The following is an 18175-nucleotide window of genomic DNA, read 5'->3' on the forward strand; positions in this document are numbered from 1 at the left end:
CAGCTCTTGTTTAATGTTCATGTTTGAACTATTATGTTCATGCTTGAACGAATGGATGGATCGCCACTATGGCATCATTTGGGTTGAAGGTCATCCGGGGCGTGTTTGCCGCTGCCGAACACGTGGCTCCCCGCCTCACCGGGCGCGCGGCATTCGAACTGTTCTGCCGCACGCCGAACGCAAAGGTTCTCAGCGACGGCGAGCGGCGCGCCGTCGACCGTGCCGCCGGCTTCATGGCCGAGGCGCGCCATCATCGGCTGAAGGCCAAAAACGGGTGCGTCATGGTGCATGAGTTCAGGCCCGAGCCGGGCAGGCGGGCCGCCGGCACGGTGCTCGTCATCCATGGCTGGCGTTCGCGCACCGAATATATGCGCACGCTGATCGAAGGGTATCGCGACGCTGGTTACAAGGTTGTCTCGCTCGACTTGCCGGGCCATGGCCAATCGCAGGGCCGCCGGCTCACATTGGTCAGCGCTGTCGAAGCTGCACGCCTCACCGGCGAATGGTTTGGCCCGTTCGTGGCGGTCGTCGGCCATTCCTTCGGCGGTGCCGTCGCCGCCAATGCCGTCGTCGGTTCGGTCAAGAACATTCCGCCGCTGGCGGCCGAGCGGCTGGTGTTGATCGCGGCGCCGAGTTCCCTGCCGGCGATCTTCGATGATTTCAGCCGCATGCTCAATGTCGGCCGACGCTCGCAGGCCGCCATGGCCGACCGGGTCGAACGTATCGCTGGCCGGCCGCTGCACGAATTCGTCGGCGACCGCCAGCTTGCCAGCACGCCGGTGCCAACGCTGGTCATCCATGCGCCGGACGACCGCGAAGTGTCCGCCGACCATGCAAGGCTCTATGCTGGCGCCGGCGACCATGTGCGGCTTTACTGGGCCGATGGGCTCGGCCATCGCCGCATTCTCGCCGATAGGGGCGTGGTCGAGCGTGCGATCGGTTTCGTTGCCGAACACCGGGAACCGTCGCTGCTGCATTGACCTGAACATCTTGTTTCTCCTGTCCGAACACGAGTTCGGCCGCCATCGTTTGTCACACCGTGTCGGTGCCAGCCAGGACCTTCCAGGCCGCCATAGCCCCGGTCACCGTCGCAAGAAGGGCGGCGCGCGATGCGCCGTCGCGCGCCTGGATCGACATGCCGTGCTGCACCGTCGCATAGAAGGTCGCGGCAGTGCGGCAGTCGAAATTTTCCGGCAATTCGCCTTCCGCCACGCCACGTTCCAGCCGACTCAGCAAAGCTGCGCGGCTTTCAGCGCGACGGCGGCGCAGGTCATGGCAAATGGCGCCGCGGCTTGAATCCTGGTGCAGAGCGCCGAGTGCGATCAGGCAGCCTTGCGGACGATCGGTCTGCGAATAGGCCTTGGCCGTCTGGCGCAAGAAGCGCTCGACCGCCTCGCGCGCTGTCGGCGCTTTTTCCAGTGCGGACCAGATATCGGTGCCTTCGACCTGCGTGTAGAGCTCGACCGCTTCGAGGAAGAGCGCTTCCTTGCTGCCGAAGGCGGCGTAGAGGCTGGGCGAGTTGATGCCCATCGCCGAGGTCAGCTCGGTCATCGATGCGCCCTCGTAACCCTTCGCCCAAAACACCTCCATTGCACGCCGCAAGGCAGCGGTTCGATCGAAGGTGCGGGGACGGCCTCGTTCGGGCATGGCATCCTTTCTGTGTTGATTGATACATAAATCTGTTGACGCACTCGGGCAAGGCTGGCAGACATTTATGTATCGATCATTACAAAAAAAGGAGAAAAAAATGTCATCGCAACACTTGAACGGCAAGGTCGCGCTCGTCACCGGCGGCAGCCGCGGCATCGGCGCAGCGATTGCACGAAGGCTCGCGGCCGACGGCGCCAGCGTCGCACTCACTTACGTGACCGGTCAGGAGCAGGCCCGTGCTGTCGTCGAGGATATTCAGGCAGCCGGCGGTCGCGCCATTGCCCTCAAGGCCGACAATCGCGACGCCGCCGCAATCCAAGAGGCGGTCAGCGAGGCAGTGAGAGTTTTCGGGCGGCTCGACATCCTTGTCAACAGCGCCGGTATCTGGCGCGTCGCGCCGATCGACACATTGGCGCTCGCCGACTTTGATGAAACTATGGAGGTCAATGTCAGAGCCCCGTTCGTGGCCTCGAAGGCGGCAGCCGTGCACATGGACGAGGGTGGCAGGATCATCTCGATCGGCAGCAATCTGGCGGAGCGTGTCACCGACACCAGCCTCAGCGCCTACTCGGCCAGCAAGGCGGCGTTGGTCGGCTTGACCAAGGCATTGGCGCGCGACCTCGGTTCGCGCGGCATCACCGCCAACGTCGTTCATCCTGGCTCGACCGATACCGATATGAACCCCGCCAGTGGCCCGCACGCCGAGCACCAGCGACAGAAGATGGCGACGCCCCGCTTCGGCAAGACTGAAGAAATCGCCGGCATGGTCGCCTGGCTGGCAGGTCCCGAAGGGCGCTTCGTGACAGGCGCCGCACTGACTATCGACGGCGGCGCCAACGCCTGACCCGTGCACTATTTCCCTGGAACCGGAGCGGACCCAATTCGCTTTAGTTGTCACGGTTTGTGAAACTGTTCTGCAACAGGAGAGCCGAAATTTATGGAAGCTTAACGAAATCGGTATGAATCGATGTGGTCGCGTCTTACATCCCGCCGTGCGGTGGGCGAGACCGTCAAGCGATGCGGAACGGGAGCCGGTTGCAGCCGGAGCGGGTGATCCATGAAATTCCTCGGAAACAAAGCAACCGTGATGCCGCTTGCGGTTGTAACGGTAATGCTGACCTTCGGCGTGCCGCAGGCGGACGCGCAAGGGCTTTTCGAGAGGCTTTTCGGCGGTGGTATCAGGCGCGCGCCCCAAGGTGATTTCCCTCCGCCGCCGAAGCACAGACCGAAGCCGAAAGAATTCGCTGGTGGTGGCACCAGGATCAACAGCCCGTCCTACTACACTTATAAGGCCGACCGGCTGGTGCGTGTCGATTTTGCGACACTGATGGCAGCACCACAGCCGGTGGCACCACAGGACGCTGCCTTTGTACCGTCGCTCACCAGCGACGCCTTCCGCGAAGCGATTGCCGGGCTCGGCGACTACGAGCTCTATGCCGAACCTGACATTGCCAAGGCGTTGATCGCTTATTACTCGGCCAATCCGGATTTCATCTGGGTGACCGGGACCGGCCCAAACGGTCGCGCGCAGGATGCGGTGCGGGTGCTTGGCGAGGCGACGAGCTATGGCCTCACGCCGGCCGACTATTCGGTTGAAGTGCCTGCCGCCGGCGCATCGACCGGCGGCGCCGATGCGCGGCTGAAGGGGTTCGTCCGCTTTGAGATGGCACTGTCGGCGCGCGTCTTGCGCTATGTCCACGACGCGCAAAGCGGCCGCGTCGATCCCAATCGCATCACCGGCTACTATGATTTCCCGGCCAAGCCGCTCGACATGGAAGGCGTGCTGAAAACGCTGGCGCGCACTCAGCAAGTGCGCACCTATCTCGAATCACGGCATCCGCAGAACGCCGAATATCAGGCGCTGCGCGTCGAACTGGAATCACTTCAGGCCAGCGCCGAAGACGAGATCGTCGTTGACCCCAAGCTGTTGCTGAAACCGGGGCAGACCAGCCCCGAACTGCCGAAGCTTCTGGCGAAGATCGCGCGCAATCTCGACGACGAGATGGGCGGCGCCTATGGCGAGATATTGGCCGGGCTCGCCGCCAGCGAGGTCTATGATCCGGAACTGGTGCCGGTTATCAAGGCGGTGCAGAAAAAGGCTGGCATGAAGGGCGACGGCGTCATCGGTCCGCGCACCGTCGCAGCGCTGGTCGGGACGTCCAAGGCCGACAAGATTCAAAAGGTGCAGGTCGCGCTGGAAGAGTTGCGCTGGTTGCCATCCGATCTCGGCAGTCCGCGCGTCTTCATCAACCAGCCGGCCTTTACGGCGAGCTATATCGAAAATGGCGAGGAGAAGCTGAAGACCCGCGCCGTCATCGGCAAGACCACGAACCAGACTTCCTTCTTCTACGACCAGGTTGAGCAGGTCGACTTCCATCCCTATTGGGGTGTGCCGCAGTCGATCCTCGTCAACGAGATGCTGCCCCGGCTGCGCAGGGATCCCGGCTATCTCGACCGCGCCGGCTACGAAGTGGTCAACGCGCGCGGCAAACGCATTCCCTCCTCCTCGGTCAACTGGGGCGCCTATGGCGCGAAAATACCTTATGGCGTGCGCCAGCTGCCGAGCGAGGCCAATGCGCTGGGCGAACTGAAGATCCTGTTCCCCAACAAGCACGCAATCTACATGCACGATACGCCGCAAAAGTCGTTTTTCCAGCGTGACATGCGCGCGCTCAGCCATGGCTGCGTTCGTCTGCAGGATCCGCGCGGCATGGCGGCGGCCGTGCTCGGCACCTCGGTCGACTATGTCGCGGAGAAGCTGAAGCATGGCCATTCGACCGAAAAGGTCACGCGCACGATCCAGGTCTATGTCGCCTATTTCACCGCCTGGCCGGACATGTCCGGCAAAGTCGAATATTTCAGCGACGTCTACGACCGCGACACGCGGCTGCAGCAGGCACTCGACAGCACGGAAGCGGTGCGCTCGCCGGCGAGCTGAGGACGCTAACGCAGGGAGAGCGGGCGCCGGAACCCGGCTTCGCGCCCGGCGATCAGCCAGTAGACCAGACCGGCGACAAGGCCGGCGGCGGCGATGATGCCGATATCGGCCCAGCGCTCGGGGCTCAGGTCTTCCGGCGCGCTCGGCCAGATCAGGACGAAGCCGGCAGCCGCTGCTGCGGCGCCGAAGGCCATATGCAGCCAAAAACTGCGCAGCGAAAACAATTCGGCGATCAGCGCGAAGATCAGCGTCTGCAGGCCGGTTAGTACGATCGTCAGGAAATAGATGAACATGCCGAGCGGTGGCACGACCAGCGCCGCGATGGGGGAGAGCCCCATGAAATCGAAATACGCCGGTGCATCAGGCAGCGAACTCAATGCACCATAGATCGTCACTACTGCAATCAGTCCAACCAGCACCGCAACGAAATAGCCGGCGAGCATCATCAGAACGCGTTTCGCCACATGCTTTGCCGTCGCCATGCCCACCCCCGTGCGGCTCAATGATCACGCCGCAGTCAGCCATCAAAGCCGCATCGGCGCAAGGGGATGCCGAAAAGGGTGCAGGCCCCGTTCTTGGTGAAGCCACGCCGCCGCCCGCTTCCGAGGGGTCTTCGCCAGGCCGCGCTGTAACCTGGTTGCCGGAATAGTTCCGGCGCACGTATCGCCTGAGGAAGGGTGGCCGCGATCTATTTCGGCTCGGCTGTCACCGGATCGTAGGTGATTTCAACCTTCGCCTTATCGGTCGTGTAATAGGTGACGGTGTAGGCGCCGCTGTCCCAGCCGACCTCGTCGACGTAGCGAAAGTCGTCGCGCTGCTCGACCTTGGCGATTATTTCCGACAGTTTCCTAGCATTCTGCGGCGGCAATGGGCTGCCGTCTGCGGCAAAGGCCGGTCCGCCGAGAAGGAGGACTGCGACACCTGTCGCCAAAACAAGTCTGGACATGGCTTTCCCTCACTCTTCGAGGAGTACAAACTCGCGGCCATGCAGGTTTGTTCCGGATTGGGCAAGGGGCGTCACAATCTAGCGCCGTGCCGACGCGCCGCATTGTTGTCCCTGAACGGAATCGGATGCAGCCTCGAAAGCTGTGGGGTTGGTGGGCGATGCAGGGATTGAACCTGCGACCCCACCCGTGTGAAGGGTGTGCTCTCCCGCTGAGCTAATCGCCCGCTCTTGCCCGAAGGCCAAGCGCGCCGCGATATAAGGGAGGCCGGCCGGGGAAGTCAAGGCGATGCCCTGGCGTTCCGACGAAGACCGAATGCAATCCCGCCGGGAGCGACCCGGTCGCCTCGCTCAGCGCCCCGCAGCGGCGATCAGGCGTTCGGCCAGACCAAGCGTCAGTGCGTCGAAATGCGAGATCACCGCCGACGGTTCGAATTCGCGCACATGGCGGTCGGTGTAACCGAAATCGACCGCGACCACGGGAATGCCGGCGGCTTTCGCCGTATCGATGTCGGTCTGCGAATCGCCGACCATCAGCGCGCGGTGCGGATCGCCGCCGGCCAGCACGATGGTTTGGGTCAGATGGCGCGGATCGGGCTTGCGGAACGCAAACGTGTCCTGGCCGCAAATCGCCGCGAAATGCTTCGCCAGGCCGAGCGCCTCGATCAGCGCCACCGAGTTGGCTGCGTATTTGTTCGTGCAGACGGCCAGGAGATAACCGGCTGCTTCGAATCGGGCGATCGTCTCGACGACGCCGGGGTAGGGGCGCGATTTACCCGGGATGTTGTCGGTGTAATGATCGAGAAACAGTTTCAGCAAGCGATCATGCTCCTGGCTTTCCAGCGATCTCTGCTGCGCGGCATGCGCGCGCTCGATCATCACCCGTCCACCATGGCCGACGAAGCGCTTGAAGCCGGCCTCATCGACGGCTGCGAGTTCGCTGGCGGCAAGGCTGTGGTTGAGGCTGTCGAGCAGGTCCGGAGCTGTATCGATCAGCGTCCCGTCGAGGTCGAACACGATGATCGGTCGGGTCATGGCCTGTCCTGTGACGATTACGCTGCCGGCAGGCGATAGCCGCTGCAGCCCATCCAGGCAAGCGGTGCTTGGTCAATTCACAGGCAAAGCCTTTGACCGGACGGGCAAAGATGCTAGGAGCGCCGAAACACGCGAAATCCGGGGCAGGCATGGATGCGAGGCAACTGAAGGTCGAAGCCGCACGGGCGGCACTTGCCCATGTGACTGATGGCATGCGGCTCGGCATCGGCACCGGCTCGACGGCCGAGGAGTTCGTTCGGCTGCTTGCCGAGAAGGTCGCCAACGGCCTCACCATTATCGGCGTGCCGACCTCGGAGCGCACCGCCAACCTTTGCGGCGAGCTTGGCGTGCCGCTGTCGACGCTGGAGGAAACGCCGGAACTCGACCTTACCGTCGACGGCGCCGACGAGATCGATCCGGCGCTGACATTGATCAAGGGCGGCGGCGGCGCGCTGCTGCGCGAAAAGATCGTGGCGGCGGCTTCCGCCGGCATGATCGTCATTGCCGACCGTTCGAAGATGGTCGAGACGCTCGGCCGTTTTCCACTGCCCATCGAGGTCAACCCGTTCGGTCTGCGTGCCACGGAAATCGCCGTCGCCGCGGCGGCCGGAAGGCTCGGTCTTTCCGGTCCCGTCACATTGAGGATGACGGGGGGCCAGCCTTTTGTTACAGACGGCGGCCATTTTATCCTCGATGCATCTTTTGGCCGCATTCCGGATACAAGAGCGCTTTCGAATGCTCTCCATGCCATTCCGGGCGTGGTCGAGCATGGTCTTTTCATCGGGCTGGCATCAGCGGCCATCATAGCCGGCGACGGCGTCCAAACCGTCCATGCCGCCCGAAAACCAGGGAGTTCTACCGATCATGACGTTGCATAACCGGGTTCGCCGTTTTTCTGCCGTTCTGGCAGCTTCAGCCGTCTTTGCGTTTTCATCGCCGGCGTTCTCGCAGGACGTCACAGACGGGCATCTGAAGGCGGCCCGCGCTGCGGTCGCGGCGATCCACGCAACGGACCCGTTCGACAACATCCTGCCGCAGGCCGCCGCCGCGCTTCAGCAGCAGCTTATCCAAAAGAACCCAGACATGCAGGAGCTGATCGGCAGAACGGTTAGCGAAAAGGCTCTGGCGCTGGCCTCGCGCCGCGCCGATCTCGAGAAGGAAGCGGCCTTAGCCTATGCCAAGGTATTTTCCGAAAAAGAGCTTACCGAAATCGCCGCTTTCTACAATTCCGATTCCGGCAAGAAGCTGCTCGACAGCGGCCCGGCCGTGACGCGTGACCTGCTCAAGGCCGCCGACATCTGGCAGAACGGCGTCGCTCGCGATCTCGCACAACAGGTCGGCGAAACGCTGGCCGCGGCAGCGAAGGCTACAGCGCCGGCGGCACCGGCGAATGCCGCGGTACCGGAAGCACCGAAGAACTGAGAATATTGTCCGGCGGCGTTATCGCTGCGGACCGGAAAGCCCGGCCTCCATTGCGCGTCCCACAGCGTGCGCGGCGTGATGGTCCGGGCTTTTCTTTTGGCGCTTTGCAGCCTACCTGTCTCAGACATTTGAAGGGCAAGGAGCCGCATCATGGCCGTCTATGACTACGATCTTTTCGTCATCGGCGGCGGCTCCGGCGGGGTTAGGGCGGCGCGCATGGCGGCGGCACTCGGCAAGCGCGTCGGCATAGCCGAGGAATACCGCTATGGCGGCACCTGCGTCATTCGCGGCTGCGTGCCGAAGAAGCTCTATGTCTATGCGTCGCAATTTCCCGAACATTTTGCCGACGCCGCAGGTTATGGCTGGACCGTGCCGCAGGCGAGTTTCGACTGGCAGACATTGGTTGCCAACAAGGATCGCGAGATCAGCCGGCTGGAAGCCATCTACAGGAAGAATGTCCAAGGCGTCGGCGGCGAGACGTTCCAGTCGCGCGCCATGCTGGTCGATCCGCATGTGGTGCATCTTCTCGGCAACGACCGCACCGTCACCGCCGACCAGATTCTCATCGCCACCGGCGGCCGCCCAGCGCCGCACCCGGCTCTGCCCGGCCACGAGCACTGCATCTTTTCCAACGAGGCCTTCGACCTTAAGGAATTACCGAAGGCGATCATGATCGAGGGCGGCGGCTATATTGCCGTCGAATTCGCCAACATCTTTCACGGCCTCGGCGTCGACACAACGCTGGTCTATCGCGGCAAGGAGATTCTCTCGCGCTTCGACATGGATCTCCGGCGTATGCTGCACGAAACGATGGAAAAGAAGGGGATAAAAATCCTCTGCCATGCCGTATCCGAATGGGTCAGGAAGCGCCCAGACGGGCGCCTCGACGCTGTCGTCACTGGCGACAAGATACTGACTGTCGATCAGGTCATGCTCGCCATCGGGCGTCTCCCCAACACCGAAAACATGGGTCTTGAGGGCGTCGGCATCGAGATGACCAAGACCGGCGCTATCAATGTCGACCAATATTCGCGCACCAACATCGACAACATCTGGGCGATCGGCGACGTCACCAACCGCGTGCAATTGACGCCGGTGGCGATCCACGAGGCGATGTGTTTCGTCGAGACCGCCTTCAAGGGCAACCCGACCGCGCCCGACCATGATACGATCGCCACCGCAGTGTTTTCGCAGCCCGAGATCGGCACAGTCGGCCTGTCGGAGGATGAGGCGATAAAGCGTTTTTCCGACGTTGAGATCTACCGCGCCACCTTCCGGCCGATGCGGCACACACTGTCCGGCCGCGACGAAAAGATGCTGATTAAGCTGGTGGTCGACGGCACCTCGAAAAAAGTGCTCGGTGTCCATATCCTCGGGCCGGATTCCGGCGAGATGGCGCAGCTTCTCGGCATTCCGCTGAAGGCGGGGCTGACCAAGGATGATTTCGATCGCACGATGGCCGTGCATCCGACCGCGGCGGAAGAACTCGTCACCATGTACAAGCCGACCTACCGGGTGAAGGACGGCGAGCGCGTCTGACGTTTGCTTTCGCCCGGACGGAACAGCCGCCGATGTCCTTAAGCTCCTCGAAACACTGTTAACCGGGGGCGAGCCGGTGATCGCCCCGACACTGCCGGCTTAAGCGGGCAGGGCAGGATCACCAGCGACACTGGGCAGCGATGTTGTTTCGCCGCTATTTCTGCCTCATGCGGCGAGGGAAGCGCAGCCATCTTTCCTCGACCGGCCTTGGGTGCTCGAGGATGGTGGTGAGCTCGACCGGCAGGCTCGGCGCCAGCGGCTTTTTGGTCGCGACGCCATCGGCGATGGCAACGATGCTGTGATAGAATTCGGCGCCTGAAAGCGACCTTGGCGGCACGGCCTCGTGCATGATCGAGATCACCGTGACGTCTGGACAATTGTCCTTGATCGCTTGATGGAAGGCGATCTTCCCTTCGGGGTCGAGCGCGCCGGTCGCCTCATCGAGAAACAGCAGCCCCGGCTGCTGCAGCACGATGCGAGCGACAACCAGCTTCTGTTTCTGGCCGCCCGAAAGCACCTGGTCCCAGCTCATTCCCTCGCGGCTTTCATCGGCCATGTGTCCGATGAAATCGCCAAGGCCCGCTCTGTGCAGAGCCGATGCAACCTGCGCGTCGGTGTGGTCGTGCTCTGAGGCGGGCAGGCAGACCAGTTGCTTCAGCGAGACCTGCTGCAGCTTGACCTCCTGGGCGGCATAGAAACTTTCAACCCCTTCCGGGAAGACGATGGTACCGCGGCCATAGGGCCACAGACCGTTAATCGCCTTGATCAGCGAGGTCTTGCCGCAGCCCGATTCGCCCTTCAGGAACGTCCACTCGCCACGCCGGAAGCGCAAATTCGCAGCACTCAGGAATGGCGTTGCGTCCTCGCCTCCATGCGCCAGTTCCAGCTTCTGGATCGTCAGGCCGAACACCGGGTTCTGGCGGTCGTAGCGGAACTCGGAGCGGCCGGTCAGGCTGTAGAATTCTTGCGGGTGCTGGACGTTTTCGATTGCCTGCGCAAGTTCGATGACGCGCTGGCTGTTGGCGCGCAAGGTGGCGATCTCCGGCATCACATGAATGAACCATGAACACTTGCTAATCAGCGCATTGACCTGTTCGGAAGCTGTTAAATAACCCTTGAGGTCGAGGCCGTTGTAAATGAAGGGCACTAATCCAGGGCCGTAAGCGACAATCTTGGCGCCGATGAAATTGTAGATCAGCTCGAACGAAGCGTAGCCGGTGTTGACGACGTTCAATCTTGCCCAGGTACGGTCAATGTCGGCATAGCGCTGGCTGTGCACAGTCTTCTGTACATTCTCGCCTTGCGATGCGGCCACGTGAAAACTGCGGCGCAGGAACGTGATCAACTCGCCGCGGTAGTTGCCTTCAGCCTGCTGCATTCTGACGTTGAGCCACTCCAGCATTCGGCCGAGTTTCACCGCGATCCAGGTGTTGAACGGCACGTAGATAGCGATTGCCAAGAGAGCAAGGATGGCGCTGCCGTAGCTACCGAGAAACTCCAGCCCTTTCACCTCCACGGAGTTTCTCAGCAATTCTCCGCCGACAAAGTAGAGCGAAGTGAAGACGCCGAGCACACCCATAGCAAGCCCGATGGCTCCGCCGGTCATGGCCTTGATGGATTCCTGCACGCGCTGGTCAATGTTATCGGGAGCTGCGTTCCCGGAAGACCCATGCTGGGCATGGAAATGCGTATGATTGGTGTCGAGCAGGGACTCATTGAAGCGGCCGTCCAACCAGCCACGCCATTTGCGATGCAATGTTTTAGAAACAAGGTTGCGAACGCCGGCAATAACCAAGTCCTTGAGCACGACCAGCAACACGAGCAAACCGGCGTTGGTCAGCACTGTCTTGATTGGCGTGGTATTCGCGGCATTGTGGAAAAAGGCGATCGACGTCGCCAGCTCTGCTGCAGCCACTGTAAACCAGACGTCGGCTTTGCTGGACAGCGCGGTGACCAGGGCAATCACCAGGGTCAGCGTCCAGGCCTCCACCCAGCGTTCTGAAAACCAGTAGGCCCGCATCAGTCCCCAGAAGCTGCGCATCGAGGAAACCGGTGTCAGGAGCGGCGGCCTTGCGGCACCGCGGAGCCATTTTTCCGATATTGAATGTCGCTCTGGTCTACCGACCCGAATCACTATCCCGCCCAAACCTCTTTTAGTTTTGTTACAGAGAGTAACACCAATTGATCATTTTCCATTATCTTTTCTCTGCCTGCGGAGAATTGATCCGCTCGCCGTTGCCATCAAGCAACAGAATTCAGGACTGCAATGTCATGCCTGTCGTTCCCAAAGGAATATTGTTTGCGTAAATTCAATGGGTTGCTGATCCACGCATGCGAAGGCCGGCATCTTCCCTAAGGGAAGCTCTTTCCACAGTTTTGTGAAGGCAAGAGCGTGGTCGATCAGCCGACTTTGTACTGGGGAAGACGGATGCGCTCAAGAACGTGCCGTCTTCGACACGTCTTTGTTGGCCATGTCGGACCTGGCGGCGCCCGGAAAGTAACCGGAATCGCGTTGGCTGCAGCGCAATACATCGATGCCGCCAAGCTTGCCTATGGAACAGCTGCAGCAAGGGGTCGCTTTCTTGCAAGCCGCAAGCCGCCAAGCAAGGGGAAGTCGTCAACCAAGGGATTGACCCGCACCAGCAGCAACGGGCACTGATTTTTCGTCAGCCGCGCCAAGGTAACGGTGGAGTAGCGCCTATTCAGTTCGCTTTCTCCAACTCGCCCCGCGCCTTGGCCGCCGCAACCTGGCGAATGGCGTCGGTGAGCGTGTCGGCGTCTTGTGCGCCCATCACCGCATACCTGCCCTCAAGCAGGAAGCACGGCACGCCCGTGATCCCCATGCGCGAAGCAGTGGCGATTTCTGTGCGCACCGCCTCGACATCGGCGTCCGTCGGCAAAAGCGTCTCGACCACGGATGCATCCATGCCGGCCTCGCGGGCGGCGTTGATCAGCACCACATGATCGCCGAGATTGGCGCCTTCCTCGAAATTCAACTGGAACAGACGTCGCACCAGCCGGTTCTGCACGACCTCGCCGGCGGCACCAGCCCAGCGGATGACGCGGTGCGCGTCAAGCGTGTTGGGCGCGACCTTGATGGCGGCGAAGGCAAAGTTGATCCCTTCGGCCTCTCCCAGTGGCTCGATGCGGGCGTGGATCTCGCGGATGCGTTCGTCACTGCCGAATTTGGCCACCAGGTATTCGCGGCGATCTTTGCCTTCGGGCGGGATGGTCGGATCGAGCTGGAACGGCCGCCAGCGAATGTGCACCTCGACATCGGTTGCCGCGGCGATCGCCTTGTCGAGCCGCTTCTGGCCGATGAAGCACCAGGGGCAGACGACGTCGGAGACCACATCGACGGTAATCGACTTCTCGTCGCTCATCTTGATCTCCTGTTCCGAAGAGGTCATTTCGGCTTGCGCCACCATGTCGGCAGCCGATAACCTGATATGGGCGTCTTTTGCGGATGTTCCAGATAGCTCCGGTAGGCGAGCCATTGCTGCGTGTTGTGCTGCATCGGAACCATGTAGTTGCCGGAGATCAACAACCTGTCGAGGACGCGGACGGCGGCAACATAATCTTCGCGGCTGCGGGCGTCGAGCATCGCCTCTAGTGCGGCATCTATCGCCGGATCGGCGACGCCGGCAAGGTTGAATGACCCTTCGGCATTGGCGGCAGCTGATCCCCAGCGCCCGAGCTGCTCGATGCCCGGCGACAGCGAGTTCTCGAAGCCGCTGGTGCCGATCAGCACATCGAAATCGAAACGTTGCTTGCGCGACTGGATCTGGTCGCCGTCAAGGCTGCGGATGGTGACAGCGATGCCGATCTTCGCCAGCGTGCGCTGGTAGATGGCGGCAAGGCGCTCCTCGTTCTGCGAGGCGGTCAGGATCTCGAAGCCGAAGGGTTTCCCCTCGGGATCGAGCATCACTCCATCCTGCAAGGCATAGCCCGCGCCCTTCAATATGTCGAAGGCAGCTTTCAGCACCTTGCGGTCCTGGCCCGAGCCGTCGGTGACGGGTGGCCGCCAGGTGCCGTCCATGACATCGGCTGGCACACGGCCGGGGTAAGGTGCCAGAAGCGCTTTTTCCCTGTCGTCGGCCGGATGGCCTAGCGCGGAAAGCTCGGAATTCTGCCAATAGCTCATGGTGCGCATGTACTTGCCGCCAAACAAGTTCTTGTTGGCCCATTCGAAGTCGTAGAGCATGCCGAGCGCGCGTCGAACCACCGGATTGGAAAACTTCTCCAGTCTTGTGTTGAACAGGAACCCGGTCACCACTGGCGGGATGCCGGTGTCGAACGTTTCGGCGATCACGTCGCCCTTGTGGAAGGCCGGGAAGTCGAGATCGCGCTCGCGCTTGACCGGATCGCTGTCGTCAGCGATGGCGCAGATGCCTTTTTTGAAAGCTTCCAGCTTGGCGTTGGCATTGAGGAAATATTCGATGGTGATCTGGTCGTAATTGTCGAAACCGCGCTTGGCGGGGATGTCCTTGCCCCAATAATTTGGGTTGCGCTTGAACACGATGCGCTGGCCAGGCGCCACGTGCGCCACGGTGTACGGGCCGCTGCCGATCACAGGTTTCAGCGTGGTTCGGTCGAAGGTCTCCTTGTCGAAAGCGTGCTTCGGTACGATTGGCGTCATCGCGATAACCAACGGAGTCTCGCGGTTCGCCTTGTCATTGAATGTAAAGCGCACGCTGCGGTCGCCGATTTTTTCGAGTTTGGCGACCATGCTCATTCGGGCGCTGTAGGGTGGCCGGCCTTTCTCGGTAAAGACGTCGTAAGTGAACAGCACGTCTTCCGCAGTCATCGGTTGGCCATCAGACCACTTGGCCCTCGGATCGAGGTGGAATTCGATGCTCCTGCGCTCCGGATCCATGTCCGCGGTGTCGGCAAGCAGGCCATAAAGACTGAAGGCTTCATCGTCATTGCGCTGCATCAACGGCTCGAAGACGAGATTGCCGAAGATCCTATCGATCATGCCGCGTGCCGTCGTGCGCAGGCTTTTCAGGATGAACGGGTTGAGATTGTCGAAGCTACCGACGACGCAATAGGTGATGCTGCCGCCCTTCGGCGCATCGGGATTGACGTAGTTGAAATGCGTATAGTCGGCCGGCAGCGCCGGCTCGCCTTGCATGGCGATCGCGTGTTTCGGCTCCGATACAGCTGGAAGCGAAAGTGTGATAGACGAGATCGCGGCGATCAGCCAAACAAGAACGCGGCCCATGACCGTCTCCTTACTGGGTCGGCTTGATGATTCGGAGCGCACCCTAACATGAGCCGGCCGCCTCCCGGTCAATCGCGCGTTCAAGAATTGCGAGTATCGGGCTGGATTCGGCACCGCTTGCAGTGTAACACGCCGTCCGAGTCATTCTGTTGCCTCATTTCGGCAACAGGTAGCTGGACCACACGGCGCGAAGAAGCCGGTCCTGGGATCATTTGAGAGGAAGTTCACGATATGACGAGCCTGAACAGCAACGCGTACCGCCTGTCGGTCCTGGCCGCTGGCGTGGTCGGCTTTCTGGGCGCACAACTTCCAGCAGCTCTCGCGCAGCAGCAACAGCAGATTCCGCAGGGTTGGTTCAAAGCCTGCACCAAGCAGGAAGACGTCGACATCTGCAATGTCCAGAACATCACCACTGCCGGTAACGGCCAGCTCGTCACCGGCGTCAGCCTGATCGAATTGAAGGGCAAGATAAACCGCAAGGTGTTCCAGGTGACGGTTCCGACCGGTCGCCTGGTTCCTCCCGGCATTGGCCTTCAAATCGATACCGGGAAGGCGCAGAAGCTCGATTATGTGATCTGCTTCCCCGACCGCTGCGTTGCGGAAGTGCCGCTGACCGACCAGCTCGTCGCCTCCTTCAAGAAGGGTTCGAACCTGACGCTGACCTCGGTCAATTTCCAGAACCAGCCGAACCCGATCAAGATCGCGCTGACTGGCTTCAGCGGCGCCTTCGACGGGCCGCCGCTGCAGCAGTCGGACATCGAGGATCGGCAGAAGAAGCTTCAGGATTTCGTTGCCAAGAACAATCAGGACTTCGCCAAAAAGCTCAAGGAAGAGCAGGACAAGGCGAAGACCGCCAACTGATCGCCCCTAAGGGCGACTAAGACAATTTCCAAGGAAAAAGCGGGGTCATGCCCCGCTTTTTTGTTCCGGACGACATTTCTTGAGCCCATCGGGCCCGCAATCCGTCAGGTCAATGTCTTGACTGGCGTCTCGGCTCGTAGCGTCCGTCCGGCCTCTTGTCGAACATCTCGCCGATCTCCGGATGCCGCACCGGTTCGCCAGACTGATCCTCGAGCAGGTTCTGCTCAGACACATAGGCGATGTATTCCGTTTCCGAATTCTCGGCGAGCAAGTGGTAGAAGGGCTGGTCCTTGCGCGGCCGCACATCCGCTGGGATCGCCTCGTACCATTCGTCGGTGTTGGCGAATTGCGGGTCGACATCGAAAATGATGCCGCGGAACGGAAACAGCCGGTGGCGAACCACCTGTCCGATCGAGAATTTGGCTGTTTTCATCATCGTACTCACCACTAAGTCCTAGGAGTGCCGCGTCCTTGGAATGCGCAAAGACTCTCTAAGACTTTGAATTTACGCATTACGCTTCAAAAAATCGAGCCCGACTTATGGCTGATGCCTGACCCTCCTGGTCGCAGACGCCGCATCAATTCAACGCCGAAGTGCCTGATCAATGCCGTAGCTTGACGCCACGTCAAGCTAAGGGCCAGCCCGCCGAGCGGCGTGCTACCGCCGGACTTGTTTCCTTAAGCCACCGGCGAGCGCCGCAAAACCACTGCCGGGCCGCAGCCCCTCGCGCATGAAGAAGGCGCGAAGCGGCGCGAAGCCGCCGAGCACGCCGAGGCCGGCGCTGCGCGCCATCTGTGCCGGCAGCATGTCCGAGAGCAGCGACTTGTTGAGCAGGTTGACCGCGCCGCTGCGTGCCAGAATGTCGGGCCGCCGCCTGAAATTGTAAACCGCGAGTGCCTTGACGGCACCTGGATCGGTTCTGTTTTCGCAAGCAATCCCAAAAAGATCGTCGATATCCCTGATACCAAGGTTGAGACCTTGTGCGCCGATCGGCGGGAACACATGGGCGGCTTCGCCGACAAGTGCCACCCTGTTGCGCGCGAAGCACCGCGGCGTCACGCCCGAAAGCGCGTAGATCTGCCGGCCGGGCTCGACAGACACCCGGCCCAGCATCGATTGCATCCGCTGTTCGACCCGCATCGAAAGCGCAGCATCGTCCAGCGCCACAAGTTCCTTCGCCGTTTCCGGTTCTACCACCCAGACAAGGCTGGACCGGTTGCCGGGCAGGGGAACCTGGGTGAACGGGCCGGTCTCGGTGTGGAATTCGGTCGAGGTGAAAGCGTGGTCGCCGCGGTGGCCGAAATTGAGAACCAGCGCCGCCTGCGGATAGGACCGGGCGGATGTCGAGATGCCGGCAGCCTCGCGGGCCGGCGACAGACGCCCGTCGGCAGCGACCGCCAGCGATGCTGCAACCTCGCTGCCGTCAGACAGGATCGCATGGGCACGATCGGCGTCGAGGCACCAGGTCGCCACCATCGCTTTTCGCCATTCGACGCCGGAATGCGCGGCTACAGCCCCGGCAAGTGCGAGGTTGAGAGCGCTGTTGGGTAGATTCAGCCCGAACTGCTCCTCGCCGATTTCACTGGCACGAAAAATGACCACCGGACTGCGGATCAGCCGGTTGGTTGCATCGACGATGCGCATAACCTTCAGCGGTGCGGCCTTGGACCTCACTTCATCGAGGACGCCCAACCGTTCGAGGATATTCAGGGCTGGGTTCATCAAGGCCGTCGTTCGGCCGTCTTGGCCATTTGCCTCAGGTCCGACGAGCGTCACGGGAAAGCCGGCATCCGCAAAACCAAGCGCTGCGATCAGCCCTGCCGGGCCACTGCCGGCAACCAGTATCCGTGCTGTCTGCTGATGGTCCAAGTTCGCTTCCGGATTGTGATGGGAGGCGGTCGGTCCGACCTGATAAGCATATAGGTCAGATCATACGGCTTGATCAACGCGGCGATTCGGCCCATTCGATTGCCATGATCGGCCAAGACCATGATTTCAGTCATCTCGACCGTGTCGGCCGTGCCACGGCGAGCATCTCGCGCAATCCTCGACTGGCGGTGAACATCGTTTTGGGCGCAAGCGTCCTTCTGGCCTGGCTGCTTCTCGGCGCCATGGCGATTCGCGGCGCCGAAAGCCGGGTTCCGGGCATCGATGCACCCGGCGACACATTGATCAGATATCTGCCGCAGCTGTCGCTGCCGGATTTTCTTGAGCGCTTCTTCACCCTTTGTCTTGCACCTGCGCCGCTCGACGGGGGCGTCGGCGCGCAGGCCGGAGCGCTCGTCGTCATGTGGTTCCTGATGGCGGTCGCCACCATGCTGCCTTCGGCGGCGCCGATGATCCGCACCTATTGCGAGATCGCCGATACCGCGCGGATCAAGGGCGAAGCGGTCGTCCATCCGCTGGTCCTGGTCGCCGGTTACCTCAGCGTGTGGTTGGCTGCGTCGGCAGCGTTTGCGGCGCTGACGTTCATCGCTCACGCCTTCGCATCATCTGTGCAGATGCTCGATCCGATGGTCGGAGCGACAGGAGCGGCTGCACTTTTGGGTGCCGGCCTTTACC

The 18175-nt window shown here is 61.5% G+C and carries 17 protein-coding genes and 1 tRNA gene; 8 read left to right on the top strand and 10 right to left on the bottom strand.

All coding sequences use genetic code 11. The annotated features are described in order from the left end of the window. Positions 1 to 68 precede the first annotated feature (68 nt). Positions 69 to 980: an alpha/beta hydrolase gene (locus EOA85_RS07910; protein WP_127208982.1), complete on the top strand. Its 912-nt coding sequence runs from the start codon at positions 69 to 71 to the stop codon at positions 978 to 980. Positions 981 to 1032: 52 nt separating this feature from the next. Here EOA85_RS07910 and EOA85_RS07915 read toward each other — a convergent pair whose 3' ends face one another. Further along, positions 1033 to 1647: a TetR/AcrR family transcriptional regulator gene (locus EOA85_RS07915; protein WP_127208983.1), complete on the bottom strand. Its 615-nt coding sequence runs from the start codon at positions 1645 to 1647 to the stop codon at positions 1033 to 1035. Between the two features lie 100 nt (positions 1648 to 1747). Between EOA85_RS07915 and EOA85_RS07920 the strand changes: the two genes are divergently transcribed. After that, the gene (locus tag EOA85_RS07920; RefSeq protein ID WP_127208984.1) at positions 1748 to 2494 is read left to right on the top strand and encodes a 3-oxoacyl-ACP reductase family protein; all 747 of its coding nucleotides are present in this window, start codon (positions 1748 to 1750) and stop codon (positions 2492 to 2494) included. 213 nt (positions 2495 to 2707) lie between these two features. Continuing rightward, entirely contained in the window at positions 2708 to 4588 is a 1881-nt protein-coding gene (locus EOA85_RS07925) for a murein L,D-transpeptidase (RefSeq protein ID WP_127208985.1), read from the top strand. Positions 4589 to 4593: 5 nt separating this feature from the next. Here EOA85_RS07925 and EOA85_RS07930 read toward each other — a convergent pair whose 3' ends face one another. The 4 genes from EOA85_RS07930 to EOA85_RS07945 form a co-directional block, all read right to left on the bottom strand. Then, on the bottom strand, positions 4594 to 5070 hold the full coding sequence (locus EOA85_RS07930) for a hypothetical protein (protein WP_127208986.1): 477 nt from the start codon (positions 5068 to 5070) through the stop codon (positions 4594 to 4596). A 206-nt stretch (positions 5071 to 5276) separates the two neighbouring features. Continuing rightward, entirely contained in the window at positions 5277 to 5534 is a 258-nt protein-coding gene (locus EOA85_RS07935; protein ID WP_065010026.1) for a PepSY domain-containing protein, read from the bottom strand. Positions 5535 to 5683: 149 nt separating this feature from the next. Continuing rightward, a tRNA-Val gene (locus EOA85_RS07940) sits at positions 5684 to 5758 on the bottom strand. A 124-nt stretch (positions 5759 to 5882) separates the two neighbouring features. Next, the gene (locus EOA85_RS07945; protein ID WP_029352490.1) at positions 5883 to 6566 is read right to left on the bottom strand and encodes a phosphoglycolate phosphatase; all 684 of its coding nucleotides are present in this window, start codon (positions 6564 to 6566) and stop codon (positions 5883 to 5885) included. A gap of 149 nt (positions 6567 to 6715) precedes the next feature. Between EOA85_RS07945 and rpiA the strand changes: the two genes are divergently transcribed. The 3 genes from rpiA (at position 6716) to gor (ending at position 9527) form a co-directional block, all read left to right on the top strand. Continuing rightward, entirely contained in the window at positions 6716 to 7444 is a 729-nt protein-coding gene (gene rpiA / locus EOA85_RS07950; protein ID WP_127208987.1) for a ribose-5-phosphate isomerase RpiA, read from the top strand. Beyond that, a complete protein-coding gene (locus tag EOA85_RS07955; RefSeq protein WP_127208988.1) occupies positions 7431 to 7988 on the top strand; it encodes a DUF2059 domain-containing protein in 558 nt (185 codons plus the stop codon). The genes rpiA and EOA85_RS07955 overlap by 14 nt, the downstream gene beginning before the upstream one ends. A 150-nt stretch (positions 7989 to 8138) precedes the next feature. Next, the gene (gor, locus tag EOA85_RS07960) at positions 8139 to 9527 is read left to right on the top strand and encodes a glutathione-disulfide reductase (protein ID WP_127208989.1); all 1389 of its coding nucleotides are present in this window, start codon (positions 8139 to 8141) and stop codon (positions 9525 to 9527) included. A gap of 154 nt (positions 9528 to 9681) precedes the next feature. Here gor and EOA85_RS07965 read toward each other — a convergent pair whose 3' ends face one another. From EOA85_RS07965 to EOA85_RS07975, 3 genes are all read right to left on the bottom strand, one after another. Next, on the bottom strand, positions 9682 to 11568 hold the full coding sequence (locus tag EOA85_RS07965; protein WP_164759539.1) for an ABC transporter ATP-binding protein/permease: 1887 nt from the start codon (positions 11566 to 11568) through the stop codon (positions 9682 to 9684). A gap of 661 nt (positions 11569 to 12229) precedes the next feature. Beyond that, entirely contained in the window at positions 12230 to 12910 is a 681-nt protein-coding gene (locus tag EOA85_RS07970; RefSeq protein ID WP_127208991.1) for a DsbA family protein, read from the bottom strand. Positions 12911 to 12933: 23 nt separating this feature from the next. Further along, on the bottom strand, positions 12934 to 14751 hold the full coding sequence (locus EOA85_RS07975; protein ID WP_127208992.1) for an extracellular solute-binding protein: 1818 nt from the start codon (positions 14749 to 14751) through the stop codon (positions 12934 to 12936). Positions 14752 to 14982: 231 nt separating this feature from the next. Between EOA85_RS07975 and EOA85_RS07980 the strand changes: the two genes are divergently transcribed. Beyond that, positions 14983 to 15612, top strand: a complete 630-nt coding sequence (locus EOA85_RS07980; protein ID WP_127208993.1) for an invasion associated locus B family protein — start codon at positions 14983 to 14985, stop codon at positions 15610 to 15612. Between the two features lie 109 nt (positions 15613 to 15721). Here the strand turns inward: EOA85_RS07980 and hspQ are convergent, their stop codons facing one another. Both hspQ and EOA85_RS07990 read right to left on the bottom strand, forming a co-directional pair. After that, positions 15722 to 16045 (bottom strand): heat shock protein HspQ, encoded by a 324-nt coding sequence (gene hspQ / locus EOA85_RS07985; protein ID WP_029352484.1) that lies wholly within the window; start codon positions 16043 to 16045, stop codon positions 15722 to 15724. Between the two features lie 225 nt (positions 16046 to 16270). Beyond that, entirely contained in the window at positions 16271 to 17482 is a 1212-nt protein-coding gene (locus tag EOA85_RS07990; protein ID WP_127208994.1) for a UbiH/UbiF family hydroxylase, read from the bottom strand. A gap of 104 nt (positions 17483 to 17586) precedes the next feature. Between EOA85_RS07990 and EOA85_RS07995 the strand changes: the two genes are divergently transcribed. Then, the coding region (locus tag EOA85_RS07995) for a DUF2182 domain-containing protein (protein WP_245485637.1) at positions 17587 to 18175 on the top strand (589 nt) is incomplete at its 3' end.

This window comes from Mesorhizobium sp. M5C.F.Ca.IN.020.29.1.1 (assembly GCF_003997375.1).
In the GTDB taxonomy this organism is placed as follows: Bacteria; Pseudomonadota; Alphaproteobacteria; order Rhizobiales; family Rhizobiaceae; genus Mesorhizobium; species Mesorhizobium wenxiniae.

Bases quoted from the DNA above. Each gene is read 5' to 3' on its own strand.
- rpiA (WP_127208987.1), top strand. From the start codon at position 6,716: ATGGATGCGAGGCAACTGAAGGTCGAAGCCGCACGGGCGGCACTTGCC.
- EOA85_RS07975 (WP_127208992.1), bottom strand. From the start codon at position 14,751: ATGGGCCGCGTTCTTGTTTGGCTGATCGCCGCGATCTCGTCTATCACA.
- EOA85_RS07925 (WP_127208985.1), top strand. From the start codon at position 2,708: ATGAAATTCCTCGGAAACAAAGCAACCGTGATGCCGCTTGCGGTTGTA.
- EOA85_RS07970 (WP_127208991.1), bottom strand. From the start codon at position 12,910: ATGAGCGACGAGAAGTCGATTACCGTCGATGTGGTCTCCGACGTCGTC.
- EOA85_RS07945 (WP_029352490.1), bottom strand. From the start codon at position 6,566: ATGACCCGACCGATCATCGTGTTCGACCTCGACGGGACGCTGATCGAT.
- EOA85_RS07910 (WP_127208982.1), top strand. From the start codon at position 69: ATGGCATCATTTGGGTTGAAGGTCATCCGGGGCGTGTTTGCCGCTGCC.
- EOA85_RS07920 (WP_127208984.1), top strand. From the start codon at position 1,748: ATGTCATCGCAACACTTGAACGGCAAGGTCGCGCTCGTCACCGGCGGC.
- EOA85_RS07915 (WP_127208983.1), bottom strand. From the start codon at position 1,647: ATGCCCGAACGAGGCCGTCCCCGCACCTTCGATCGAACCGCTGCCTTG.
- gor (WP_127208989.1), top strand. From the start codon at position 8,139: ATGGCCGTCTATGACTACGATCTTTTCGTCATCGGCGGCGGCTCCGGC.
- EOA85_RS07980 (WP_127208993.1), top strand. From the start codon at position 14,983: ATGACGAGCCTGAACAGCAACGCGTACCGCCTGTCGGTCCTGGCCGCT.
- EOA85_RS07930 (WP_127208986.1), bottom strand. From the start codon at position 5,070: ATGGCGACGGCAAAGCATGTGGCGAAACGCGTTCTGATGATGCTCGCC.
- EOA85_RS07965 (WP_164759539.1), bottom strand. From the start codon at position 11,568: ATGCGCAGCTTCTGGGGACTGATGCGGGCCTACTGGTTTTCAGAACGC.
- hspQ (WP_029352484.1), bottom strand. From the start codon at position 16,045: ATGAAAACAGCCAAATTCTCGATCGGACAGGTGGTTCGCCACCGGCTG.
- EOA85_RS07955 (WP_127208988.1), top strand. From the start codon at position 7,431: ATGACGTTGCATAACCGGGTTCGCCGTTTTTCTGCCGTTCTGGCAGCT.
- EOA85_RS07935 (WP_065010026.1), bottom strand. From the start codon at position 5,534: ATGTCCAGACTTGTTTTGGCGACAGGTGTCGCAGTCCTCCTTCTCGGC.